This window comes from Chromohalobacter beijerinckii, assembly GCF_023061185.1.
In the GTDB taxonomy this organism is placed as follows: domain Bacteria; phylum Pseudomonadota; class Gammaproteobacteria; order Pseudomonadales; family Halomonadaceae; genus Chromohalobacter; species Chromohalobacter beijerinckii.
In genome coordinates this window covers 41,422-65,173 of the sequence record NZ_JAKGAK010000014.1, presented here as the reverse complement: position 1 = coordinate 65,173, position 23,752 = coordinate 41,422, and the positions used below count along the sequence as shown (strand labels likewise).

Here is a 23,752-nt window from a genome sequence, read left to right as displayed (position 1 = left end):
CTGGATGCGCCCCCATTTCTCTGGCATTAGTGCCGTCTCGCGGCCCATCCACCGAATTTGTTGAGGAACGTCTGCGATGGAGCAGAACGCTGAACAGACCTTGAGTCTTCCCCTTTTGCCGCTGCGGGATGTGGTTGTCTATCCGCAGATGGTGATTCCGCTGTTCGTGGGGCGCGAGAAGTCGATTCGCGCGCTCGAGACGGCCATGGAAAACGACAAGCGGATATTACTCGTTGCCCAGCGCGAGGCCGGTCAAGATGACCCGGAATTCGGCGATCTCTTCGATGTCGGCACGGTGGCCGAAATCATGCAGCTCCTGAAGCTGCCTGATGGTACCGTCAAGGTATTGATTGAAGGTGATTACCGTGCCGATGTCCGAGATATTCATGAGGACGACGCGGGTTACGTCTCGGCCGAAGCCGTTCGCCGCGAAAGCGAGACGCTGACCGAACGTGAGCAAGAATCGCTGGTGCGCGTGCTACTCAATCAGTTCGAGCAGTACGTCAAGCTGTCCAAGAAGGTTCCTAACGAAGTACTCAATTCGTTGTCCGGAATCGAGGATCCCAGCCGCTTGGTGGACACCATCTGTGCCCACCTGTCGCTCAAGATCGGCGACAAGCAAGAATTGCTCGAGATGGATCGCGTGCGTGATCGCATCGAGCACCTGATGGCGTTGATCGAATCCGAGATCGATTTGCTGCAGGTGGAAAAGCGCATTCGCTCGCGCGTCAAGGACCAGATGGAGAAGTCGCAGCGCGAGTACTATCTCAATGAGCAAATGAAAGCCATCCAGAAGGAAATGGGTGAGCTCGAGAATGCGCCCAACGAGGCCGACAAGTACGAGCAGCTGATCGAATCCACGGGCATGCCCAAAGAAGCGGCCGAGAAAGCGCGTCAGGAGCTGGGCAAGCTCAAGATGATGGCGCCGACCTCGGCCGAGGCGACGGTGGTGCGTTCGTACCTTGATTGGTTGGTGGCGGTGCCCTGGAAAAAGCGCTCACGTGTTAAGCACGACTTAGTGCATGCGCAGAAAGTGCTCGATGAAGACCACTATGGCTTGGAAGAGGTCAAGGAGCGGATCCTTGAGTATCTTGCCGTCCAGAAGCGCGTCAAGAAGCTCAAGGGGCCGGTGCTCTGTTTGGTAGGCCCCCCGGGGGTCGGTAAAACTTCGTTGGGGCAATCGATCGCGCGGGCTACCAACCGGCGCTATGTACGCCTGGCATTGGGCGGGATTCGCGATGAGTCGGAAATTCGTGGCCACCGGCGTACCTATATCGGCTCACTGCCGGGCAAGATGATTCAGCGCATGAGCAAGGCCGAAGTGCGCAACCCGCTTTTCCTGCTCGACGAGGTCGACAAGATCGGTATGGATCACCGTGGCGACCCATCGTCGGCTCTTCTCGAAGTACTCGACCCCGAGCAGAACAATAGCTTCAGCGATCATTATCTGGAGCTGGATTACGACCTGTCTGATGTCATGTTCATCTGCACCGCGAACTCGATGAACATTCCCGAGCCGCTGCTCGACCGCATGGAGATCATTCGTCTGCCCGGTTACACGGAAGACGAGAAGCTGGCGATTGCCAAGCGGTATCTGGTACCCAAGCAGCTTAAGGCCAATGGTCTAAAGGAGGAAGAGCTCAGCTTCTCCGACGAGTCGCTACTGGAGCTGGTGCGCTATTACACGCGTGAAGCGGGCGTACGCGAACTGGAGCGCCAAATCGCCAAGGTCAGCCGTAAGGTACTGCGCGAGCGTGTCGAAGCCGAGAAGCAGCAAGGCGCGCAAGGCCCTCAATTGCTTGCCGCATCGGATATCGAAGCCTACGCTGGCGTACGCCGCTTCAGCTATGGCCTGGCCGATCAGCAGGATCAGGTGGGGCGTGTCACTGGGCTTGCCTGGACATCGGTGGGCGGTGAGTTGCTCAATATCGAATCGGTGGTGTCCCCAGGCAAAGGACGGCTCAACAAGACGGGCTCGCTGGGTGATGTCATGAAGGAGTCCGTGGATGCCGCGCATACCGTGGTGCGGGCGCGTGCCAAAGCGCTGGACATCGATCCTGATCGTTTCGAGAAGGAAGACCTGCACATTCATGTGCCGGAAGGGGCGACACCCAAGGACGGACCCAGTGCTGGCGTCGCCATGGTCACTGCGATGGTCTCGGCATATACCGCGCGCCCGGTCCGTTGTGACGTGGCGATGACCGGTGAAGTCAACCTGCGTGGGGAGGTGATGCCGATCGGCGGTCTCAAGGAGAAATTGCTGGCGGCGCGACGCGGTGGTATAAAGACGGTGCTAATACCGGAAGAAAACCGCCGGGATCTCAAGGAAGTGCCGGACAATATCAAGGATGCGTTGGATATCCGGCCCGTTAAATGGATTGATGAAGTTCTCGATGCGGCGCTGGTCGGAAAGGCAGAGGTTGAAACCGGGGATTCCCTAGCGGAAACTAGTCAGCCTTCGCGTTCCAATATCAGTACGCATTGACAGAATTTAGCGACCATGTCGTGGTATGAACCCGCGCATGGCGCGGCTCGGCGCGAAGCTTTCTTGACAAGAGTTTCGTGGCATTGCTATAAATTCCAGCCTTTGTTGTGACGCTTCAGGAAGTGGAAGTTTCGCGCCGATTTCCAGTCATTACCGAAACAGTCAAGGGGTGAAGTGTGAACAAGTCCGAGCTGATCGAAGCCATTGCTGCATCTGCCGACATTCCCAAGGCGGCTGCAGGCCGTGCGCTCGATGCCATGGTTGAGACCGTCTCCGATAGTCTGAAAAAGGGTGATTCCGTTGCACTGGTTGGCTTCGGCACATTCTCCGTCAAGGAGCGTGCCGCGCGTACTGGTCGTAACCCTCAGACAGGTCAGACGATTGAAATCAGCGCCGCTAAGGTGCCGACGTTCAAGGCAGGTAAGGCGCTCAAGGATTCGGTCAACTAAGACCGGTCGAGCGGGACCGAGGTGGTCGTCATGAGCGCGACGCATGATGAAAGCCGTGTCTAAAGCGAGATGTCGTGTCGGTTCGGTCCAGCCAAAGAGGCGTATCGCGTAAGCGGTGCGCCTTTTTCATGCCGGTGGCTGTGCTGGTCATGCCGGTGGCCGTGCTGGTAGTGTGAGCCCATTTTGACCGGGACACACTCGATGCCGGTATAATCCCCGTTGGTTTCAAGAATCTCCATCACGTCGAGGCAAGCATGCTGCAACGAATTCGAGAGGGTTCCCAAGGGTGGGCCGCCAAAATGATCGTCGGCGCGATCATCGTGACGTTCGCACTCTTCGGGGCCGAGTCCCTGGTCGGGGTCTTCACCTCCGGCAGTAATGACGCCGCGACCGTGAACGGCGAATCGATCGGCAAGCGAGCGGTCGAGATGCAGGTCCAGCGTGCGATTCGTTCTGGGCAAGTACCGCCCGACCAAGAGCGCGAGCTACGCAAACAGGTCACCGACCAACTGATCTCTACGGAATTGCTGGATCAATACGCCGAGGAAGGGGGTATGCATCTCTCCGATGCCCAGATTGATCAGCTCATCGTCAGCCGTCCCGAGTTCCAGGATTCGGAAGGAAGCTTTTCCCAAGACGTCTTCTCCAACCGTCTTTCGCAAGCAGGCTACACGCCGTTGTCGTTTCGCAGGGAACTGCGCAGGGACATGAAGCGTCAGCAGCTTCAGCAAGGTTTGGCGTTGTCGACCTTTGTTCTACCTAGCGAAGCGAATCGCCTGCAGGCTCTCCAGAACCAGACGCGTGACTTCCGCTATGCTGCACTGACTGAGGAGGATCTCGATGCCCCGGTCGAGGTGGGCCAAGACGACATGCAGGCCTATTACGACGCGCATCAAGATCAATATCAACGGCCTGAGCAGGTCAAGGTCGCCTACGTCGTGCTGGATCAGCAAGAAGTGGCCCAAGATGTTGACGTCGATGAGCAGCAATTGCGAGACGCTTATGCAGAAGAGCGCCAGGACGCTCCTCGCGAAGTCGCACACATCATGGTCGATTACGGCGATGAGCGTTCTCGCGACGAAGCCATGACACGTATCGAGGAAGCTCAGAACAAGCTTGACGACGGTGCAGACTTTGCAGCGGTGGCGGCTGAATACTCTGACGACTCGGCCTCTGCGGACCAGGGCGGTGATCTCGGCGTGATCAATCGTGGTTTCTTGGGCGAAGCATTCGATAACGCCGCTTTCTCGCTGGGTGAAGGCGACGTGTCGTCGATCGTCGATGGCGGCGATGGCTTGCATCTTATCAAAGTCACCGACATCGATTTCCCCAGTTACGATGAAAGGCGCGATCAGCTCGCCGAGCAAGTGCGTCTCGACAACTCCAGTGATGCGTTTAACGAGCGCGTACAGGCGCTGGAAGACCAAAGCTATGCGGCAGAGGACTTACAGAGCGTTGCCGACGAGCTCGGTCTTGAGATGCAGACGAGCGACTGGGTCTCCAGAGACAGCGTCGATGGCGTACTCGCTGAGCCTGGTGTGATGGATGCCGCCTTCAGCGAGGATGTTCTGGAAAATGGCTATAACAGTGATGTGCTGGAACTCGACGACCAACGTCGTGCCGTGGTGCGTGTCACCAATCATCGTGACGCCACGACCTTGCCGCTCGATGAGGTGAAAGGCCAGGTGCGTGAAGCGACCCAGGCCGTCAAGACACGCGAAGCGCTTGCAGCCCGTGCCCAAGCATTGATCGAGGCGCTCAAGAAAGGGGAAACAGTGTCACTCGACTGGCAGAGCGTTGTAGATGCCACGCGCGACGGAAACGACGCGCCCGACGGCGTGCTGCGCCAGGCTTTCCGCTTACCGCATCCCGATCAGGGGAGCAGCTTCGGGCAAGCTCCTACCGATGAGGGGGTCGCCATCATCGAGTTGACCGACGTACGTGACGGCGATACCGGTGGCGCGAGTGACAGCACGCAAATGACCCAGCGGTTGCGTGCTCAGGCCGCGATCCAAGGCTTGACCGAGACATTGCGCGAAGAAGCTGATATCGAGCGTCATTGATCGACACCCACGGGTAAAGATAAAAAGCGCGACTCTAAGAGTCGCGCTTTTTTATTTGTACAGGATATTGCCTATAGATTGCCGATCAAGGCAAGAGGCTTAGCAAGACGTGCCAGTATGTCGTTCCAGATCCTCGAGAATGGTCAGCGCCTCTTCGCGACTATCGCCACAAACAGCGCGGTCGTAATCGAAGGAATGGCAAACGCTGGGCCGTCGAGGATCACCGAAAAGGCGGCAGCGATTATCTTCATCGAGTTGAGCGCAGCGCACGCCCGCCGGTTTGCCGTTGGGCATGCCGGGAATAGAAGAGCTGATAGTCGGCGCAATACAACACGCGCCGCAACCGACGCGGCAAGACATGGAGGTGTTCCGTATAGCAAATAATGGGGGGTGTGTTTGACGTCTCGGTCACGTTGACTCGGCGATGGCACCCTTGTCGATTCCCTCGAAAGCCTGCACGCGAATTCGGCTGTGCGTCTCTTCGGCGATCTTCTCCGCCAGCCATGCGGCGATATGTTCGATGGTCGTGGGCGTGGAGAGCAGATGGCAGCGCTCGCTGGGGAGTGTCAGATGAAAGCGCCCCTGATCGGCGCGATAGGCAACACTCAGCGTATCCAGAGACTCATCGCCTTGCGGCGCGAGATCTTCGTCGTGGATCAAGTAGGAGGCATCCAGTGACTGTGCCCATTGGCGCTCCAGTTCGGGAGCGCGTTGACCGTCCTGCCAGATATGCAGGCGCGAGCGGTGGCCGTGGGCGATACGCTGGCAATTGCCTGCATGGTGCTTGAGCCCATGGCTGTAAGTATAGGCAGCCGTCTCGATGTCTTCATCGCGCAAACGCAGGCGAATCGTCTCTACCTTGGCGGGTGGTCGACGGCTGAGTTCGGCGGAGAGGTGCGTGGCCAATTGCTCTGGGGTGATCTCTGACCAGGGCAGCAAGGTAAAGCTTTGACGTGGGCCCCGAAGCTCCATGGGGTAGGGGAATTGCGTGCGCAGGCAGAGCCCCTCAGTGCAGTCGAATACCTGGATCCCTGGTGCTTCGGTCGGTACTAGCAAGGTATGGTCCAGGCCCTCGTCGAGCCGTGATTTGATCCAGGGTTTGACCTCTCCGAAGTCGAACAGCATGCCATCGGAGCCCAGCTCACCATCGAGTTCGGCATCGACATGCCAGCTGGCGCCCATCAGACCGTGTGTGGGCGACCACAGCGACGCGTCGATGTGAGTGAGGTGATTGACGAAAAGGGTCATCAGTCGATTCCCGCGATCTTGTGGGTTTGCAGCGCGAGGCGCCATTGCGGATGATCAAGGCAGTAGGCGACGGTGTCCCGCATGGTCGTACCTTGTCCGCCGCGTGGCGCGAGATCCATCGGCTGCAGGAAGAAATGCCTGAAGGCGAGATGCGTGAAATGCTCGGGCATCGCATCAGACTGCGGAAACACCAGCTTCAGCTCATCGCCTTGAGTGATGCGTAACGTTGCGTCGCCTTTTGGGCTGACGCATAACCAATCGATGCCGCCGGGCGGTGGGAGCGTGCCATTGGTCTCGACGGCGATCTCGAAACCTTGAGCATGCATGGACTCGATAAGTGGGGTGTCAAGCTGGAGCAGCGGCTCGCCGCCGGTAAATACCACATAGGGCACGGCGGCCTCTTGCGCGTGAGGCCAGAGGCTCATGAGATGCGCCGCCAAAGCTTGGGCATTCTCGAAACGTCCCCCGTTCTGCCCGTCGGTGCCGACGAAGTCGGTATCGCAAAAGCGGCAGTGGCTGGTGGCGCGGTCGCGTTCACGTCCCGACCAGAGGTTACAGCCCGTGAAGCGGCAGAACACGCTCGCTCGCCCAGCTCGGGCGCCTTCGCCCTGGAGCGTATAGAAGGCTTCCTTGACGCTGTACATTACGACATCTTCTCCGGTGCGGCATAGGTCAGGGGATCATCGACTCCCTGCTCGGCGAAGGCCGCCAGACGTTCTCGGCAGCTACCGCATTGTCCGCAGGCATACTCGCCTCCCAGGTAGCAGGTCCAGGTCTGGGCGTAATCGAGCCCCATCGACAGCCCGTCGGCCAGGATGGTGTGCTTGCTGTCATGCAAATAGGGGGCGGCGATACGTACGGGATTGAAATCGGCGACGGCGGCGACGGCGTTGACGCCTTCGACGAATTCGGGACGACAGTCGGGATACAGCACATGATCGCCGCCGTGGGCGCCATAAAAGCAGACATTGGCACCGATGTTGATGGCGTGACCGATGGCCAACGAGAGCAGGATCATGTTGCGATTGGGCACCACTGTGGCGGCCATGTTGTCGGCGTCGTAATCGCCCCCGGGCATGTCGCGATCGGCATCGGTAAGGGCGGAATTGCCGATCAGGCCGTGAATGGCGCGAATGTCGACCACTTGATGGGCGACGCCCAGCTGCTGACAGACCTGGCTTGCAGTCTCGAGTTCACGCGAGTGACGCTGGCCGTAGTGGAACGACAAGGCGTGGACGTCGAAGCCGGCGCGCAAGGCGCGATGCAGAACGGTATAGGAGTCCATCCCGCCGGAGTATATGACCACGGCCTTGGCGGTATCGTCGGGTGTGGTGAGCGCGGTCAGGGCGCTTGCCTCAGTGCCGGAGGGCTGAGGTGCATGGTGCGGTGTATCGGTCATGAAATTTGTCCTGAGCGGAGAATTTGTAGCCTCTCGCAAGTGTCGCGACACTTGCGAGAGACACGCCCGGGATCCGGTCCGGACGAAGCGCGCACAGTGTAACCGGCGAGCCCTTCACCGGCCAGCGTGGCATCAAGCCAGTGCGCTGCGCTCGCCGCATAACGAGGTCAGGAACTGGCGGCGGCGCTGGGCCTCGGGCAGCGATTGTGAGACCAGGTGGACGAGCTTGGTAAAGGCTGCTTCTGGCGTCATGTCGTCGCCGGCGAGCGCGCCGATATCCTTGAGCACATTGCCGCTGGCGTATGTGCCTAGCGTCACGGGGCCGTGCGGGCACTGACTAATGACGGCGAGCAACATGCCACGGCTGCTGGCGGTGGCCAGTTCGCCTGCCAGTGCGGTGTTTTCGGGGATATTACCACTACCCCAACTTTCGAGAACGGCGCCATGTATCGTGTCGTCGTCGAGCAATTGCGCGATCTGGCGTGCCTTAATGCCAGGCCACAATGGCAGGCGTATGACCGCCGACGTGGGTGCCAAGTCGGGGAGCTCGAAGCGTGGCGCGCCAGCGGGTGAAAGGCATCGCGCGGCATAGAGGACCGGCTCGTCATCGATGATCTCGCCCAGCAGCGGCCAGTTGGGGGCGTGAAAGGCATCGAACGCTTGAGTATCCCATTTGCGGGTGCGGCAGCCGCGCATGAGTTTGCCGCCGAAGGCGATGGCGACTTCAGTGAGATCCGTCCGAGCAGCGAAGCGTAGCGCCGTTTCGACGTTGTCGAGTGCATCGCTGTGGGGCGCTTCCAGCGGTTTCTGCGCCCCCGTGACAACGACGGGTTTGCCTAGGCCCTGTAATTGGAAGGCTAGGCTCGAAGCCGACCACGCCAACGTATCGGTGCCATGCAGCACCACAAAGCCGGCATAGTCCGCATAGCGGTCGGCAATGTCACGTGCCAGGCGTTGCCAGTCGGCGGGCGTGGCGCTGCTCGAGTCGATGGGCGTCGTGTATTCGAGCATTTCAAAAGGTGGTATGGCATCGCGCCGGTACGCTGCGAGGTGCGTGAAGGCTTGGCGCAGACGCGCCTCGAAGTCGCTACCGGGGCGAAGTCCTTGAGGCCCATCGAACATGCCGAGGGTGCCGCCGGCATAAAGGACGAGAACGGTGTTGGAGGTCATGGTGTCACGGGTGTCCGGAAAGATATCGGTATGGCGCGATGATAACTAGTCGTCGTCTCGTGCGGCCAGTGACCACCCATCGACGTTGCGCGATGGCGTTGTCGAGGCGCTCGGGGCGGTGGTCTTTTCGCGTATCGCAGCGACGTCTTCATGGCTGACGAAGCGCAATTTGCCGTCGTTGCGCTGAGGGTGAGAAATCAGTGGGCCCTGGAAGCGCCAGCAACGCTCGGGGACCCAGGAAACGTGGTAACGACGACCGGCGTACTCGACTTCACGGTCATCGATCAAGCGTAATTCGTCGCGTAGCGGTAGCCATGCGAAAAGATTGGAATGCAAGACCTCGTGGTGCTCACCGATGCGCACCGGCCCCACGAAAGTGCCGCGACCCAATGCGCGTCGGCGACGCGACACTCGCTCCGTTCCCTCTGCCATCCCCTTGCCGCAAAGATGCAAGGTCGTATCGTCGACTTGTTTGACGACCCAGATGGCAATGCCTTGTTGGCGGGACAGGCGATCTTGCAACCACTCGAGCATGCACAGCTCCTTCGACCGGTGGGGCGTGCGTTACAGGTCGTGCCCGAGAATGACTTGGCAAATGGCGGCGAAGCTACGCGCTTCCGGTGGATGATCGAGGTCGATCCCTAACGACCGGCTGATATCGGAGGCCGACACCAAACCGCGAATGATCGGAGCCTGCTCCCCGGGTGCGGTAATCAGCAAGTGCTGGTCACCGGATGCCTTGAGCGTTTCCACGAGATCACCGACGCGTGCGCTTTCCAACTGTGCTAGCGCCAGTGAGTGCAATTGCGCGCGCGGTGTCTGGATCATGTCCACGGTGACTTCCTCGCGCGGCACGTCATGTTTCTGCATAGCGATGGTGATCTTGCGTCCTCCGACCAGCTCGCGGGCGTTGATGACACCGGTGAATCGCCCGTCCGGCCCCATCACCATGAGCAAGCGCACGCCTGCCTGTTTCATGGTGTTGAGGGCCTGTGAAATGGTATTGGAGGTCAGGATGGTCTGGGCGCGCTGAGTGCTGAAATCGGTCAAGAGCCGCGCCGCCGGGCTGTCTAGCGTCAGTTTGTGCTGGGCAACGCGCGGCTGAGCTATGCCGGTGACGCCGTCGAGCTCCGACAGGGTCAGCGTGGAATAGAGGCGCGGGGTGGGGGATGTCGTCATGGTGAAGTGCCTCGCTTACTGAGCCGCCAGGCCGCGTCGGAATTCGTGGAACGAGGCCTTGGCGACAGGATTCACATGTGCTGGCGAAGATCGCCACGTACACTGTCGAGAAAAGTAATGAAATGGAGGTCTCTATCATCGTCCTGACGGTCGATGCGGCACCCCATCTTCATGGTGCGTTTGACGAGAATTTCATCGTAAATATCCAGTGTGACCTTGAGCGCTGGCTTGTCGCCAGGTGTGAGACTGCCATCTTCGAGCGTGAAACTTTCAAGCAGCGTCCCACGTACGCGCGTAATACCGCCTTCTGAAAGCACGCGGCGTACGAAGAGCCAGCCTTCGCATGTCAGCCAGGCTTCATGGGGGCGCTGGCGCAGGAAGAGAGTACGGTAACAAGCGCCCTCGGAGGCACCTTTTTCCGCCATGCTGCGGTAGCCCTCGGCGACGCGCGACGCCATTGCGCCTGACTCGGCCAGTTTGCGCACGGCAGCGTTATGTTCGCGATGGAGCTGGTCTTGACGTTGAAAGCGTTGCCAACGTGCGTAGTCGGCGAAAAGCGATGTCGAGTCCATCGTGGCTGTGGCTCCTGGGTCGGTTCGAATTGCCTATCATCGCTCATCGAGGCGTGATATTGCCAGCGTCGACGGGGGCGCGGGACGCGTCGCCTTGCCTTAAGCCGCGTGAAATGATGACGAGCCAGCGCTAAAGTTTACGCACGTGGGGCCGATGTATGAATAACGCTCGTAAAGTTAGTCTTTTCGGCGCTAGCGTCGGCGAGCCTCATGGTAAAAAGATCAACCTATTCGCTGAGGGCATGTCATGCCAACGATTACTTCCCTGGGTGTCGGCTCGGGGCTAGATTTGAGTGGCTTGCTGGACGAACTGGAAGAGGCCGAAAGCGCGAAGCTAGAGCCGATTACCGAACAGAAGGAAAGCTACGAAGCCAAGCTGTCAGCCTTTGGGCGCCTGGAAAGCAGGCTGGATTCGCTACGCGAGTCGGCAACTGCGCTCAATGATCCCGAGACCTTCCAGGCGCTGAGCAGCAAAATGCAGGGCGATGCCGTTAGCGTGTCGACCGATAATACGGCTGTTCCGGGACGTTACCAGGTTGAAGTCAGCGCCTTGGCCCGGTCACAGACGCTTGCTTCTGTGGGATTTGAAACAGAGGCCGAGCTCGACATCGGCGAACTTTCTTTCAACGTTGGCGACGAGGCGTTTTCCATCACCCTCGACGATAGCAACAACACTTTGGAAGGCTTGCGGGACGCAATCAATGCAGAAGACGCCGGCATCAGCGCTTCGATTATCAACGATGGCAGCGATATCCCACAGCGTCTGGTGCTGACGGCCACCGAGACGGGTGAAGCGAATCAAATCGCGATCTCCTCCGAAGAGGCGGGGTTGCAGGCGGCTTTCGGTTTTGACGCCGCCGCCCCCGAGGCCAGCGACATGCGTCAAACGGTGGCCGCACAGGATGCGCAGTTGAGCGTGAACGGTATCGCCATCACCAGTGCGTCGAATCATGTCGAGGGGGCGCTGCAAGGGGTGACTTTCGACCTGCAAGCGACCAATGAAGGCGAGTCGGATGCCCTGACGCTGAGTCGCGACGACGGCGCGATCAAGGATTCCCTCAATGATTTCGTCAAAGCCTACAATTCGCTGCAAGAGAGCATGTCGAGCTTGACGTCGTTTGATGCTGAGTCCGGAGTAGCAGGGGAGTTGCTCGGCAACTCCACCCTGCGAGGTGTGGAATCACAACTGCGCAATGCCATGGGGCATGTCGGGGACGGTGATTTTGCGTTGCTGTCCAACATGGGAATTTCCTTGGCGCTCGATGGAACGCTTGAGGTAGACGACGAGGCCTTGGACGAAGCGATCGAAGGCAATCTCGACAGTGTCAGCGCGTTTTTCGTCGGCGATGAAGAAAGTGACGGATTCGCCGCCAGTCTGGACACGGTGTTGGGCAACCTGCTGGATGAGGGAGGAACGCTGGATACGGCTACCAGTGGTATCGATACCTCTATCGAACGTCTCGGCGAGCGTTATACCAGTATGCAAGCCTCCATTGATGCGACGGTAGATCGCTACCGCACACAATTCGCCGATCTGGACGCACTGGTATCGCAAATGAACTCGACGAGTTCTTATCTGACCCAGCAATTCGACAGCTTGAACGCACAAATGAACCAGTAGGGGAACTATTATGAATATGATGCGAGGCGCCCAGGCCTATGCCCGTGTTGGCGTCGAATCCGGGGTGATGTCGGCCAGTCCCCATCAGTTGATCGTGATGCTTTTCGACGGCGCGCAAGCCTCTATCCGGGCCGCTAAGATGCACATGGAGGATGGCAATATCTCTGCCAAGGGACAGGCAATTTCCAAGGCCTTGAATATCGTCAACAACGGGTTGGCGGCGGCGCTTGATCATGAGCGAGGCGGTGAACTCTCGGAGCGCTTGGGAAGTCTGTACGACTATATCGCGCGGTTACTGCTGAGAGCCAACTTGCGCAACGATCAAGCCGCGCTCGACGAGGCCGCGCATCTGTTGGAAGATATCGGTTCGGCCTGGCGCGAAATCGCCCCGCAAGTGGATGGATCGTGACATGAGCAAGGCGTCGGAGCGTCTGGACATCTATGAGAATATGCTCGAGCTTTCTCGGGCGATGCTCGAAAGCGCACGTCACCAAGAGTGGGATGCGCTGATCCAGCAGCGTGCCCGCTATGTGGCCGATGTCGAGACATTACGGCGCGCACCTCAAGGCGAACAGCTCAATGCGCAAGAGCGTCAGTATTGCGCACGCATGATCGAGGAAATTCTCGAGCACGATCACGCCATTCGTGACCAGCTCGATGCCCGCTGCGAGGAACTTACGCAATTGATCGGCAGCTCTCGGCGCCAACAAGCGGTGGTACGTGCCTATAATCAAGGGCAGGGCACGCTATCACAGCGCACGCGCCCCTCTCGGGGCACTGAAGGGCACACGTGAGTAGCATCACGCCCATTATCGACACGCTGCTCCATCAGGTGCTGGGACAGCGTATCGACGCGCCTCGAACGAGCGACCTGCCCGCACCGGTCAAGCCTGTGCTCTCTAGTAATGCCGTCGAATCATTGACCCGTGAAGGCGGCGGTTTTCAGCAGCGAGGCTCCTCACAAGCCGAGTTCATCTCGGCGCGTGCCTCGGCGCTTCTCGAATCTGGCGTGTCTTCAGGCAAGGCGGGAGAGCATACGGCGACGACGCCCGGTTCATCCACGACGCATTTCAGTACCGCCGCGCGCACCATTGCCGATGTGCTGGCGCGTTTTCCCGCGCCGCCGTCATCGATTACCTCTCCGCAGCCGTTACTCCAGGAGGGAGAGGCGTCGCCGAGGCTTCTAGCGTCTCAGTTACAGCAAAATATTCAACAAAGTGGCGTGTTCTACGAGTCGCATCTGGCGCGTTGGCTGAAGGGCGAATGGTCGACGGCTGCGTTGGCGCGCGAACCGCAGATGGCGTTGGCGCCGCGTATGTCGGCGGCAGCCGGTCTTGCCACGGCCGAAACGCCTCATGCGGCGCGTATGGGGGACGCGGGACCGCCCGCTTCACGTGCGGCTATGGCTGAGATGGCATCACCGGTCACGTTGACTTCCTTGCGCCCCGCGACCGCTGTCAATCGTTTCGCCGAGGCGCCCTTGCTCGCTCAGCAAGGCGCTTCTCCTGAAGTGCTGTCGGCGCGTGGGGAGATGCTGGGGAGCGAACAGCGCCATGCCCTGGCGAGCTCGGCCTTGCAGCAAATCGGTACGGATCAAAGCGATACCTTGCAGTCTGTCGTCCGCCATCAACTGGAGATGTTGGTGACGCCGACACTACGTTGGGAAGGCATGCTGTGGCCGGGCATCATGCTAGCCATGACCCTACAGCAATGGTCGGGAGGCGACGGTCAAGATGCCGACGGGCAGGAGCAATCGCCGGGGCATGACGCATCGCCCTGGCATAGTGAGATGAATATTTCCTTGCCGCATCTCGGTGATGTGCATATCGCCATGACGCTGCGTGCCGAACAGGCCTCGTTGTCGATTTCGGCGCCTGAAGGGACGGCGTTGGAGCGCCTTTCTGAACAGGCGTCGGCGTTGCATGAGCGCCTGGATGCCCTAGGGGTACAGGCAGTGATCGACGTGCATCGTACGCCTGACAACGACCCAAGTGAGGAGCGTCATGAATGATACGTCCGACGAAAGGCGACGCGCCGTTGCGTTAGCCTATCAAGATACCTCGGCGGCGCCTGTGGTGGTGGCCAAGGGGTACGGTGACCTGGCTGAACGTATTGTCTCGACGGCCAAGAATGATGGCATTTTCGTGCATGATGCCCCCGAGTTGGTGGCACTTTTGATGCAGGTCGATCTGGATTCTCAAATCCCGCCCATGCTGTATCAAGTCATTGCCGAACTGCTGGCCTGGGTCTATGACCTGGAGCGTGAAGAGGCAAGCTTGAATACCGAGTCAGAAACGTCCGCACGTCGTTGAATTGCGACGAAGGGATGCGGTTTATTGACGCACCCCGTATTACATAGCTTGTTAATAATTAACTTGCTGTGGCGGGCCTTCAATTCACCGGCAACCCTTGCCGTTCGCGTATTACCGCCCCTTGAGCAGGGTCGATGCCGTACTAATGGGTGAGTAACCTCATTCTTTTTTTGTAAGTTTTTGTTGGTTTCCATGTAGGAGATGTTGAATCTTTTCATAGAAACGTCTCAAAATGATGCGACAGTAAGTACCGAGTCAGCCGAAAAAAGCAAAAAACTGGCTCATCGAAGAGAGGCCGTAGAAGCCTCCTTCGCCACAATAACGTCGTACGCAGGGATTTATATGGAAACCGATAGCCTTCTGGATGATATCCAAGATATCAACCTGTCCTACCTGCTGCTTACGCAGCGCATGATCAGCGAAGATCGCACCACCGCGCTCTTTCGTCTCAAGATGGACGACGAAATGGCGGATCTCATCGCTTCCTTGTCGATCAAGCAACTGACACAACTCGCGCGAACGAATCAACTGCTCTGCCGGCTCTGCTATGACGAGCCGGAGCAACTGCGCAAGCTGACCCACAATCAGCGGGAGCAGGGGTTGGGGCAGACGCATGCTGCCCTGTTGATGGCGAGCGCACATAACGAGTGCCCGTCCGTCTCTTCGAACTGAGGAGTATCGTCGTGAGCGAGAAAAGTCTAGTGGGCGAAATGCTGCAGGTGCAGCTCGCCATCGAATTGATCGATCTAGGGGCACGCCTGCAGGTGCTCGAGACCGAGACGGATTTGAGTCGTGGGCGCTTGATCAAGCTCTATAAAGAAGTGCGTGGCATGTCGCCCCCCAAGGGCATGCTGCCGTTTTCGACTGACTGGTTCATTACCTGGATGCCGAACATCCACTCCTCGTTGTTTTACAACATTTACTGGAGTCTTCTCGAAGACTGCGGTTGCGAGCGAATGTCGGCCTTCGTCAAGGCTTTCAAGCTTTATCTAGAGCAAGTCAGCCTTGAAGAAGGTGAGCCAGTGCTGGGGTTGACGCGCGCCTGGACGCTCATTCGCTTCTTCGAAAGCGGCATGATGCAGCTATCGGCCTGTACCAGTTGCGGTGGCCAGTTCGTCGCGCACGCGTACAGTCCCGATCGCGACTTCGTGTGCGGTATTTGTCAGCCGCCTTCGCGCGCCGGCAAGACACGCAAGAAACGTCAGGCCGAAGAGCGGGTGACAGTCCCGCGTCCTCAGCCTGTGTCGGCTTCTGAGGCGGATGGTATGACAGCGCGACGTCTCGTCGCTAGATAGGCGTTTTCGTCTCTAGTGTCGTCGCGATTGCCGGGGTAACGACCGAAACCGGGAAGCGATACGCGCATTTCTGCGTTTTTTCATTCAAGGCGTGTCGCTTCCTGCCGATAGAGATATCAACGGGCCAGTCATGCATGCCGCTAGGAGCTTTCTGCTGTGTTGATTCTAATCGGCTATTTGGTTGTTATCGCATCGGTCGGGGGCGGTTATACCCTCGTCGGGGGCCACTTCGGTGCGCTGTTCCAGCCATCCGAAATTCTCATGATCGTCGGTGCCGCCGTAGGCGCCTTCATCGCCGCCAATAATGGCAAGGCGATCAAGGCTACCCTACGGACATTCTCGAAGCTCAGACGTACCAATAAGTACAACAAGACGATGTACATGGAGCTGATGGCATTACAGTACCGCTTGCTGGCCAAGGCTCGGCGAGACGGCATGCTGGCCATCGAGCGCGACATCGATGCCCCTGAGGATAGTGCGATTTTTGCGGACTATCCGAAGATCTCCAATGACCCTTTGATCATGGCGTTTATCACTGACTACTTGCGCCTGATGGTGAGCGGCAATATGGATCCCTTTGAGATCGATACGCTCATGGAGCACGAGATCGACACCTTTCAGCACGAAGCGGAAATCCCCGTGCATACCTTGCACAGTGTTGGCGATGGCTTGCCTGCGTTCGGCATCGTGGCAGCCGTCATGGGTGTGGTACATGCTCTGGGCGCGGCCGATCAAGGCGCCGCAGCGATGGGGCAAATGATCGCCCAGGCGCTGGTGGGGACTTTCCTGGGGATCTTGCTCGCGTACGGGTTCGTGCTTCCCGTTTCGCAACGTTTGCAGTTGCAAGTCACCGAAGCGATCAAGATGTTGCAGTGCGTCCGCGTGACACTCATGGCAAGTCTCAACGGCATGGCGCCGCAGTTGGCGGTAGAGTTCGGGCGTAAGGCACTGTTCATTGCCGAACGCCCCTCGTTTACCGAGCTCGAGGAGCACGTTCGAGCCGAGGGTAGTGCCACGCGCGGCACCGGGACGGGATAAGCATGAGCAGCGAGCGTCGCCCGATCATCGTCAAACGCAAGAAAGTGGTCAGCAAGGGACATCATGGCGGTAATTGGAAGATTGCCTACGCCGATTTCATGACCGCATTGATGGCGCTCTTTCTGGTGCTCTGGATTTTGTCGATGGTACCTAAAAACGAGCTCAACCATATCGCCGAGTATTTCCGCACGCCCTTGGCGGTGGCAATGACAGGCGGCGACAAGTCGACAGCAAGTACCAGCGCGATCCCCGGTGGCGGAGCGGACCCCACTTTCTCTGAAGGCGAAGAGCGGCGCCTGGACATTCGCCAGCAATCCCGGCCCAGTGACGAGATGCGCCGTCTGAGGGTGCTTCGCAACCGTTTGGAACGCCAGGTTCGCGAAGATCCGAACCTGCGTCAGATGAGCTCGCAGTTGAGAACAGACTTCATTCCCGAGGGCCTGCGTATTCAACTCGTCGATACTGACAAGCGACCCATGTTCGAGTTGGGCAGTGCCCGGCTCGCACCTTATATGCGTGATCTCTTGCAGGCTTTGGCGCCGGAGCTCAATACGGTCCCCAATGCGATTAGCCTCACCGGGCATACGGATGACCTGCGTTACGCCGGTGGGGAAGCTGGGTATAGCAACTGGGAGCTTTCTGCCGACCGTGCCAACGCGTCGCGTCGTACCCTGGTCGCTGCCGGGCTTGATTCCGGCAAGCTACTGCGCGTTGCAGGGATGGGGTCACGCGTCAATCTCGAGGGGACACAGCCCAGTGATGCGGTCAATCGGCGTATAAGCATCGTCGTGTTGTCGGAGCACGCCGCCGAGCAGATCCGCGATCAGGGCGAGGCCGGCGCGGCGAACCCCGAGACGATACTCGGCGGCATGGATGATACGCGGCGAGATGGATTGTCGCCGACGCAGGGCGCCGACTCATTAATGCGTAACGCACTCCCGAAAGTGTATGAACGCACCACTGGTGGCGGTGAAGGGCAAGATCAGTCATCGCCCTAACGATCACGATCACGTGGAACGAGCATGGATATAACAGAATTCTACGAGACCTTTTTCGAAGAGGCCGAAGAGCTACTGGGCGACATGGAGCGCCACCTGCTCGAGCTGGATCTCGACGAGCCGGATCCGGAGCAACTCAACGCCATTTTTCGTGCCGCGCATTCGATCAAGGGTGGCGCGGGCACCTTCGGATTCAGCGTGCTGCAAGAAACCACGCACATGCTCGAAAACCTGCTGGATTATGCCAGGCAGGGCGAGCTTACCTTACGCACGGACATCGTCGACCTCTTTCTGGAAACCAAGGATATGCTTCACGACCAGCTTGATGCCTACCGCAATGGCGCCGAACCGGATCCGGAAGCCTATGCCCGTATTTGTCAGACGCTGAAACAGCTAGCGCTGGATGAGCTGGGACATGGCGTGGGCAGCGAGCCCGAGGCCGATATCGCGCCCCCCGAGCGGGCGGCGGATGAAACCGAAGGCCTGACTGCCGGGAATACGGTTGGTGAGGACGCGTCGGAGGATCAAGCGCATGAAGCTCAGGCCGCCGAGGCCGATACTGGCTGGCTCCGCGTCGTGCTCTTGAACGTTTCCGACAAGGACCGTGAACTTCTCGTCGAGGAACTCGGGAATCTGGGCGCCGTGAAAGAGCAGCACGGTGATGCCGCACGTTATGAGGTGGTGCTGGAAAGTGCCTCCAGCCGCGACGATATCGAAGCCGTGATGTGCTTCATCGTCGAGCCTGAGCAACTAGACATCGCTGCGATCGCCGCACCGACCGAGACGACGCAGGCCGAGGCTGCCTCGGTGCCTGCCGTGTCGCAGGGCGATGCACCGGCATCCGAGGCGCCCCCTGCCGAGCAGGTGAAGGCTCCCGCAGAAAAAGCACCAGCCCAGGCAGCGGCCGATGATAAACCTGCGAATGCGGCGCCAGGAAACAAGGGCGGCGGTGCCAAGAAAAAGGCGGGCGGGGAATCGGCGACGATTCGCGTGCCGGTGGAAAAGGTCGATCAGATCATCAACCTCGTCGGTGAGCTGATCATTACCCAGTCCATGCTCGATCAAACCGCCAGTGAACTCGACGTGGCCGCGCATGGGCCGCTGGTCAATGGCATGAACCTGCTACAGCGCAACGCGCGTGACTTGCAGGAGTCGGTGATGTCGATCCGCATGGTGCCGATGGACTACGTGTTCAGTCGCTTTCCTCGCTTGGTGCGCGATCTTACCGGCAAGCTGGGCAAGGACATCGAGCTGGTCACTGAGGGCAAGTCCACCGAGCTCGACAAGAGCCTGACCGAGCGCATCATCGATCCTTTGACGCACCTCGTGCGCAATAGCCTCGACCATGGCATCGAGATGCCTGATGCGCGTGAGGCCGCCGGCAAACCGCGCACCGGCACGCTGACGCTTTCCGCCCAACACCAGGGTGGCAACATCCTCATCGAAGTGAAGGACGATGGCGGCGGTCTCAACCGCGACAAGATCCTCGCCAAGGCGGCCCATAACGGGCTGACCGTTTCCGATAGCATGAGCGACGACGAGGTTTGGCAGCTTATCTTCGCGGCGGGATTTTCGACCGCCGATCAGGTCAGCGACGTCTCCGGTCGTGGCGTGGGCATGGATGTCGTCAAGCGCAATATCCAGGCCATGGGCGGCCACGTCGAGATTCAGTCTTGGCCTGGGAAAGGCACCACGACCCGCGTGGTATTGCCGCTGACCCTGGCCATTCTCGATGGCATGTCGATCAAGAGCGGATCGGAGATCTTCATCTTGCCGCTTTCTGCAGTGCTCGAGTCACTACAGCCCAGCAACGATGATATCTACTCGATGGCGGGCAACGACAAGTTGCTCAAGGTACGCGACGAGTACCTACCGCTGATCGCCTTGCACGACATCCTGAACATAGACGGCTCCGAGCAGGATCCGACCCAATCCATTGCGGTCATCCTGCAGGCCGAGGGGCGGCGCTATGCCTTGTTGGTCGACGATCTCGTCGGTCAGCAACAAGTGGTGGTCAAGAACCTCGAAACCAACTATCGCAAGGTGCCGGCCATTTCCGCCGCGACGATTCTGGGGGATGGCAGCGTGGCGCTGATCCTCGACGTCGCCGATGTCAACCGCTTGCACTGTCAGCGTGCCAACGCTCCCAGGCACGCTGAACTAACCGCATCACGCCAGGAGGACGTAGTTCATGAGTGATATGACCCAAGCCGCCGAAGCGGCTATCGATACGCAAAGTCAGGAATACCTGGTGTTCTCGCTGGGTAGCGAGGAATACGCCGTCGATATCCTGAAAGTTCAGGAAATCCGTGGCTATGAAAACGTAACGCGTATCGCCAATGCCCCCGACTTCATCAAGGGCGTAACCAATCTGCGCGGCGTGATCGTGCCGATCGTCGACCTGCGCATCAAGTTTCATCTCGACAAGATCGAATACGAAGGACAGACCGTGGTGATCGTGGTCAACGTCGCCGACCGGATCGTGGGCATCGTGGTTGATGGGGTATCCGATGTCATGACGCTTACCTCCGACCAGATCAAGCCTGCGCCCGAGTTCGGTGAGACGTTATCCGCCGATTATCTCAGCGGCCTGGGCAGTCTTGAGGACCGCATGCTGGTCATCGTCGATATCGAGAAACTGCTGACCAGCGAGGAAATGGCATTGGTCGAGCAACAAGCACAATAACGCTGTCGCGAGGCGTCACGAGAAAACGCCAACGCCAACCAATAAAAACGAACACCAGGGAACCGTATCATGCGCAATAACCAGCCCGTTACTCAGCGCGAGCATGAGCTCGCGGATGAAGATTACCTGTTGTCCCGCACCAATTTGAAAGGGGTCGTCACCTACGCGAATCCGGCTTTCGTCGAGATCAGCGGCTTTAGCTATGAAGAGCTCGTGGGGGCGCCACACAATCTCGTACGTCATCCGGACATGCCGCCGCCGGCGTTCGAAAACTTTTGGGTCACTCTGAAGAAGGGAGAGATCTGGAGCGGGGTGATTAAGAACCGTTGCAAGAATGGTGACTTCTACTGGGTGCATGCCACCGTGACGCCGATTTTCGAAGGCGGCGAGATCGTTGGCTATACCTCGGTGCGCGTCAAACCCACTGCCAAGGCCCGTGCCGATGCGGAGCGCGCCTATGCGGCCATGTCAGCGGGCAAACGTCGTGGGGTCAAGCTCGACCATGGCCAGATTCAGCATACCGGTGTCTTGGCGCGTCTCAAGGGTCTCAAGTTCAATACCTTCAAGGGCCGGCTGGTGACCATGATCGTCGCGGCGGTGCTGATGCTAGCGGTCAGCAGTGTCCTGTCCATGGTCAGCTTGCAGCGCGCCGGTGACAAGTTGCAGGCACACTCAGAGCAAGGCCTGGAAGACGTTGCCCGCTTGCAGAAAATCGATCAGCTGATGTCCAGCGGTCGAAACCTGGTCGATAAGCCCGTGAGCAACCCGATGTCGGGTGACATGGAAGCGGTAACGGCCGAGGCCGAAGCACTGATGACCCGGCTTTCCGAAACCTGGAGCGCGTATTACGACGGCCGTCCCGCCAATCACAGTGATGCCGCAGAAAGCTTCGATGCTTCCGTCCAGCGTTATCTGGACGATGGGCTGCGGGTAGTGTTGGATACTCTGAATGCCGGCGACTTCTATGAAGCCTATGTGGCTTACAACGATGTGTTGGAAGGCGAACGCGATCAGGTTAGCGAGCAGCTCAATAGCCTGGTCGACGAAAAGCGCAACGATGCCATGAGCATGGCCAAAGAAGCGGCCGAGACACAGCACGATATGCTGCTGTGGCAGGCGGGTGTCTTCATCTTCGGGCTGCTCATGCTGGTGGTGCTAGGGATCATCACGGTGCGCTCGACGCTGCGCCCGGTGCGCGAGGCCCTGGATTTCTCACTACAGATCGCAGCCGGTAACCTCGGCGCCAGTCTCAAAGGCGGCAAGCAAGATGAAATCGGTCGCCTCACCCGTGCGCTGGATACCATGCGTCGCAGCCTTGGCAATATCGTCAAGGAAGTCAACGAAAACGTGGGCGTGGTGACACCGGCGACCCGCAACATTGCCGAAGGCAACGAAGACCTGTCCTCGCGGACCGAGCAGCAAGCCGCATCGCTTGCCCAGACGGCCTCAAGCATGGAAGAAATGACCGCCACCGTGAAGCAGAATGCCGACAACGCGCGTCAGGCTAGCCAGCTCTCGAGCACGGCGAGCGAGACGGTGCGGCAGAGCGGCGAGGTCATGGGGCAGGTGGTCAGTACCATGGGGCGTATCCGCGACAGCTCTCATCAGGTAGCCGATATCGTCGGGATGATCGACTCGATTGCCTTTCAGACCAATATCCTAGCCTTGAACGCTTCAGTCGAAGCAGCCCGTGCGGGTGAGCAGGGGCGTGGCTTCGCCGTCGTCGCTGGCGAGGTCCGTAACCTGGCGAGCCGTAGCGCCCAAGCATCGAAGGAAATTCGCGAGCTGATCGACAACTCCACGAAGGAAGTCGAAGGCGGTACCGATCTGGTACGCAAGGCCGAGGGCAGCATCGAGGAGGTGGTCAACTCTGTCACGCGTGTCAACGACATCATGAACGAGATCACTGCGGCGTCCGACGAGCAGAGCAGCGGTATCGAACAGATCAATCAGGCCATCACGCAGATGGACGATGTCACCCAGCAGAACGCTCATCGCGTACAGCAAACGGCCTCGGTGGCTGCCGATCTCGAGTCAAGCGTCAACGAGCTGTCGCGCTCCGTGGCTGTCTTCCGCCTCGCCGGCAGTGGTGTTGAAACGGTGCGTCGCAACAAGAATTCGGCGAGTCTCGCCAAGCCGCAGGCCTCCGCAAGTACCAGTGGCGACAAGCAGGCGACGTCACATTCAGCGCAGCGTCAAGAGACTTCACTGGTGTCTCGGCGTCAGGAATCACAGGAGGCGGGCGCTCACCAGGCATCACATGAAGAAGAGTGGGAGTCCTTTTGAGCGAATTTCGTCAGTCCCCTGCGCCGCAGGAAGAGCATCCTAGCTTGTTCGGAGCCGCCGACCGGGATCTTGAATTCACGGAGGCGGATTTCGACAAGATACGCACGCTCATTTATCAGCGCGCCGGCCTCGTGCTGGCGTCGCACAAGCGTGAAATGGTCTACAGCCGCTTGGCAAAGCGGCTGCGGCTGCATGGTATGCGCCGCTTCAGTGATTATCTGGCGCGTCTGGACCAACATCCTGAGTCGCCAGAGTGGGAGGCGTTTACCAACGCACTGACGACGAATTTGACGTCTTTTTTCCGCGAGGCACATCACTTCTCGTTGCTCGCGGAGCACGTCAAGCAAGCGACCTCTCCCGTACGGATCTGGTGTGCTGCGGCGTCGACGGGAGAAGAACCCTACTCGTTGGCGATTACCCTGAGTGAGGCGCTGGGTAGCCGGGCCTCTCAGGCGCAGATTTTGGCCACCGACATCGATACCGACGCGCTGGCCAAAGCGCGCAAGGGGATCTATGCGCTGGACCAGCTTGAGAAGGTTTCCGAAGCGTGCCGTCGGCAGTTTTTCCTGCGGGGCAGTGGTGCACGTGCCGGGATGGCGAAGATTCGTCCTGAACTGGCCTCGATGATCGACTTTCAATCACTCAACCTGACATCGGGCAATTGGGTGGCGAAGGGGCCATTCGATGCCATCTTTTGCCGTAACGTGATGATTTATTTCGACAAGGAGACACAGGCGCGCATTTTGGAGCGCTTCGCTCCGTTGTTGAAATCCAATGGGCTGTTGTTTACCGGCCACTCGGAAAATTTCTCCTACCTGACGCAGCGCTTCAAGTTGCGAGGGCAGACCGTGTACGAATTATCGCGCTGACCCTTCAGCGTACATGGTACTGGCCGATAGTGGATCTATATGAGTGTGTCGTGCTCGACATCGTGACGGCCGACGTGACGTG

At 58.9% G+C, this 23,752-nt stretch carries 24 protein-coding genes; 16 read left to right on the top strand and 8 right to left on the bottom strand.

What is annotated here, in order from left to right; translation table 11 throughout:
• Positions 1-76 precede the first annotated feature (76 nt).
• The 3 genes from lon to L1075_RS11440 all read left to right on the top strand — a co-directional run bounded on the left by lon (position 77) and on the right by L1075_RS11440 (position 4,997).
• Positions 77-2,485 carry an endopeptidase La gene (lon, locus tag L1075_RS11450; RefSeq protein WP_040241494.1) on the top strand — a complete coding sequence of 803 codons (2,409 nt, stop codon included), beginning with the start codon at positions 77-79 and terminating at the stop codon, positions 2,483-2,485.
• 176 nt (positions 2,486-2,661) lie between these two features.
• Positions 2,662-2,934 (top strand): HU family DNA-binding protein, encoded by a 273-nt coding sequence (locus tag L1075_RS11445; protein ID WP_040241491.1) that lies wholly within the window; start codon positions 2,662-2,664, stop codon positions 2,932-2,934.
• A gap of 254 nt (positions 2,935-3,188) precedes the next feature.
• Positions 3,189-4,997 (top strand): SurA N-terminal domain-containing protein, encoded by a 1,809-nt coding sequence (locus tag L1075_RS11440; protein ID WP_246894492.1) that lies wholly within the window; start codon positions 3,189-3,191, stop codon positions 4,995-4,997.
• A 99-nt stretch (positions 4,998-5,096) separates the two neighbouring features.
• Here L1075_RS11440 and L1075_RS11435 read toward each other — a convergent pair whose 3' ends face one another.
• The 8 genes from L1075_RS11435 to L1075_RS11400 form a co-directional block, all read right to left on the bottom strand.
• Positions 5,097-5,357 carry a YkgJ family cysteine cluster protein gene (locus tag L1075_RS11435; protein ID WP_246894493.1) on the bottom strand — a complete coding sequence of 87 codons (261 nt, stop codon included), beginning with the start codon at positions 5,355-5,357 and terminating at the stop codon, positions 5,097-5,099.
• Between the two features lie 48 nt (positions 5,358-5,405).
• Positions 5,406-6,245: a 6-pyruvoyl trahydropterin synthase family protein gene (locus tag L1075_RS11430; RefSeq protein WP_040241486.1), complete on the bottom strand. Its 840-nt coding sequence runs from the start codon at positions 6,243-6,245 to the stop codon at positions 5,406-5,408.
• Entirely contained in the window at positions 6,245-6,889 is a 645-nt protein-coding gene (queE, locus tag L1075_RS11425) for a 7-carboxy-7-deazaguanine synthase (RefSeq protein WP_246941910.1), read from the bottom strand. Before queE ends, L1075_RS11430 begins: the two co-directional genes overlap by 1 nt.
• Entirely contained in the window at positions 6,889-7,644 is a 756-nt protein-coding gene (gene queC / locus L1075_RS11420; protein WP_246894494.1) for a 7-cyano-7-deazaguanine synthase QueC, read from the bottom strand. The genes queE and queC overlap by 1 nt, the downstream gene beginning before the upstream one ends.
• Positions 7,645-7,776: 132 nt before the next feature.
• Positions 7,777-8,814 (bottom strand): asparaginase, encoded by a 1,038-nt coding sequence (locus L1075_RS11415; RefSeq protein ID WP_040241481.1) that lies wholly within the window; start codon positions 8,812-8,814, stop codon positions 7,777-7,779.
• A gap of 45 nt (positions 8,815-8,859) precedes the next feature.
• Positions 8,860-9,348 carry a hypothetical protein gene (locus L1075_RS11410; RefSeq protein ID WP_040241478.1) on the bottom strand — a complete coding sequence of 163 codons (489 nt, stop codon included), beginning with the start codon at positions 9,346-9,348 and terminating at the stop codon, positions 8,860-8,862.
• A gap of 30 nt (positions 9,349-9,378) precedes the next feature.
• Positions 9,379-9,993, bottom strand: coding sequence for a CBS domain-containing protein (locus L1075_RS11405; protein ID WP_040241475.1), 615 nt, complete (start codon positions 9,991-9,993; stop codon positions 9,379-9,381).
• A 71-nt stretch (positions 9,994-10,064) separates the two neighbouring features.
• The gene (locus L1075_RS11400; protein WP_040241471.1) at positions 10,065-10,565 is read right to left on the bottom strand and encodes a hypothetical protein; all 501 of its coding nucleotides are present in this window, start codon (positions 10,563-10,565) and stop codon (positions 10,065-10,067) included.
• Between the two features lie 247 nt (positions 10,566-10,812).
• Between L1075_RS11400 and fliD the strand changes: the two genes are divergently transcribed.
• The 13 genes from fliD to L1075_RS11335 all read left to right on the top strand — a co-directional run bounded on the left by fliD (position 10,813) and on the right by L1075_RS11335 (position 23,670).
• Complete coding sequence (gene fliD / locus L1075_RS11395) at positions 10,813-12,186, top strand: flagellar filament capping protein FliD (RefSeq protein WP_281504156.1); 1,374 nt, start codon at positions 10,813-10,815, stop codon at positions 12,184-12,186.
• A 10-nt stretch (positions 12,187-12,196) separates the two neighbouring features.
• The gene (fliS, locus tag L1075_RS11390; protein ID WP_246894496.1) at positions 12,197-12,595 is read left to right on the top strand and encodes a flagellar export chaperone FliS; all 399 of its coding nucleotides are present in this window, start codon (positions 12,197-12,199) and stop codon (positions 12,593-12,595) included.
• 1 nt (position 12,596) lies between these two features.
• Positions 12,597-12,980, top strand: coding sequence for a flagellar protein FliT (fliT, locus tag L1075_RS11385; RefSeq protein WP_246894497.1), 384 nt, complete (start codon positions 12,597-12,599; stop codon positions 12,978-12,980).
• Entirely contained in the window at positions 12,977-14,197 is a 1,221-nt protein-coding gene (gene fliK, locus L1075_RS15810; RefSeq protein ID WP_246941908.1) for a flagellar hook-length control protein FliK, read from the top strand. Before fliT ends, fliK begins: the two co-directional genes overlap by 4 nt.
• On the top strand, positions 14,190-14,498 hold the full coding sequence (locus tag L1075_RS11375; RefSeq protein ID WP_246941906.1) for an EscU/YscU/HrcU family type III secretion system export apparatus switch protein: 309 nt from the start codon (positions 14,190-14,192) through the stop codon (positions 14,496-14,498). Before fliK ends, L1075_RS11375 begins: the two co-directional genes overlap by 8 nt.
• A 342-nt stretch (positions 14,499-14,840) precedes the next feature.
• Positions 14,841-15,170: a flagellar transcriptional regulator FlhD gene (flhD, locus tag L1075_RS11370; RefSeq protein ID WP_246894500.1), complete on the top strand. Its 330-nt coding sequence runs from the start codon at positions 14,841-14,843 to the stop codon at positions 15,168-15,170.
• Between the two features lie 11 nt (positions 15,171-15,181).
• Positions 15,182-15,793 carry a flagellar transcriptional regulator FlhC gene (gene flhC / locus L1075_RS11365; RefSeq protein WP_246941904.1) on the top strand — a complete coding sequence of 204 codons (612 nt, stop codon included), beginning with the start codon at positions 15,182-15,184 and terminating at the stop codon, positions 15,791-15,793.
• A 156-nt stretch (positions 15,794-15,949) separates the two neighbouring features.
• Positions 15,950-16,831 (top strand): flagellar motor stator protein MotA, encoded by an 882-nt coding sequence (gene motA / locus L1075_RS11360; RefSeq protein WP_246941902.1) that lies wholly within the window; start codon positions 15,950-15,952, stop codon positions 16,829-16,831.
• Between the two features lie 2 nt (positions 16,832-16,833).
• On the top strand, positions 16,834-17,829 hold the full coding sequence (motB, locus tag L1075_RS11355) for a flagellar motor protein MotB (RefSeq protein WP_246941900.1): 996 nt from the start codon (positions 16,834-16,836) through the stop codon (positions 17,827-17,829).
• Between the two features lie 24 nt (positions 17,830-17,853).
• A complete protein-coding gene (gene cheA / locus L1075_RS11350; protein WP_246941898.1) occupies positions 17,854-20,028 on the top strand; it encodes a chemotaxis protein CheA in 2,175 nt (724 codons plus the stop codon).
• A complete protein-coding gene (locus L1075_RS11345) occupies positions 20,021-20,515 on the top strand; it encodes a chemotaxis protein CheW (protein ID WP_040241454.1) in 495 nt (164 codons plus the stop codon). The genes cheA and L1075_RS11345 overlap by 8 nt, the downstream gene beginning before the upstream one ends.
• Positions 20,516-20,584: 69 nt before the next feature.
• Complete coding sequence (locus tag L1075_RS11340; RefSeq protein WP_246941896.1) at positions 20,585-22,801, top strand: methyl-accepting chemotaxis protein; 2,217 nt, start codon at positions 20,585-20,587, stop codon at positions 22,799-22,801.
• A 44-nt stretch (positions 22,802-22,845) separates the two neighbouring features.
• Positions 22,846-23,670 (top strand): CheR family methyltransferase, encoded by an 825-nt coding sequence (locus tag L1075_RS11335; RefSeq protein ID WP_246941894.1) that lies wholly within the window; start codon positions 22,846-22,848, stop codon positions 23,668-23,670.
• Positions 23,671-23,752 lie beyond the last annotated feature (82 nt).

Bases quoted from the DNA above. Each gene is read 5' to 3' on its own strand.
- fliD (WP_281504156.1), top strand. From the start codon at position 10,813: ATGCCAACGATTACTTCCCTGGGTGTCGGCTCGGGGCTAGATTTGAGT.
- L1075_RS11400 (WP_040241471.1), bottom strand. From the start codon at position 10,565: ATGGACTCGACATCGCTTTTCGCCGACTACGCACGTTGGCAACGCTTT.
- motB (WP_246941900.1), top strand. From the start codon at position 16,834: ATGAGCAGCGAGCGTCGCCCGATCATCGTCAAACGCAAGAAAGTGGTC.
- cheA (WP_246941898.1), top strand. From the start codon at position 17,854: ATGGATATAACAGAATTCTACGAGACCTTTTTCGAAGAGGCCGAAGAG.
- fliS (WP_246894496.1), top strand. From the start codon at position 12,197: ATGAATATGATGCGAGGCGCCCAGGCCTATGCCCGTGTTGGCGTCGAA.
- L1075_RS11405 (WP_040241475.1), bottom strand. From the start codon at position 9,993: ATGACGACATCCCCCACCCCGCGCCTCTATTCCACGCTGACCCTGTCG.
- L1075_RS11375 (WP_246941906.1), top strand. From the start codon at position 14,190: ATGAATGATACGTCCGACGAAAGGCGACGCGCCGTTGCGTTAGCCTAT.
- L1075_RS11345 (WP_040241454.1), top strand. From the start codon at position 20,021: ATGAGTGATATGACCCAAGCCGCCGAAGCGGCTATCGATACGCAAAGT.
- L1075_RS11415 (WP_040241481.1), bottom strand. From the start codon at position 8,814: ATGACCTCCAACACCGTTCTCGTCCTTTATGCCGGCGGCACCCTCGGC.
- L1075_RS11435 (WP_246894493.1), bottom strand. From the start codon at position 5,357: ATGTCTTGCCGCGTCGGTTGCGGCGCGTGTTGTATTGCGCCGACTATC.
- L1075_RS11440 (WP_246894492.1), top strand. From the start codon at position 3,189: ATGCTGCAACGAATTCGAGAGGGTTCCCAAGGGTGGGCCGCCAAAATG.
- lon (WP_040241494.1), top strand. From the start codon at position 77: ATGGAGCAGAACGCTGAACAGACCTTGAGTCTTCCCCTTTTGCCGCTG.
- L1075_RS11410 (WP_040241478.1), bottom strand. From the start codon at position 9,348: ATGCTCGAGTGGTTGCAAGATCGCCTGTCCCGCCAACAAGGCATTGCC.
- queE (WP_246941910.1), bottom strand. From the start codon at position 6,889: ATGTACAGCGTCAAGGAAGCCTTCTATACGCTCCAGGGCGAAGGCGCC.
- L1075_RS11340 (WP_246941896.1), top strand. From the start codon at position 20,585: ATGCGCAATAACCAGCCCGTTACTCAGCGCGAGCATGAGCTCGCGGAT.
- flhD (WP_246894500.1), top strand. From the start codon at position 14,841: ATGGAAACCGATAGCCTTCTGGATGATATCCAAGATATCAACCTGTCC.
- fliT (WP_246894497.1), top strand. From the start codon at position 12,597: ATGAGCAAGGCGTCGGAGCGTCTGGACATCTATGAGAATATGCTCGAG.
- queC (WP_246894494.1), bottom strand. From the start codon at position 7,644: ATGACCGATACACCGCACCATGCACCTCAGCCCTCCGGCACTGAGGCA.
- L1075_RS11430 (WP_040241486.1), bottom strand. From the start codon at position 6,245: ATGACCCTTTTCGTCAATCACCTCACTCACATCGACGCGTCGCTGTGG.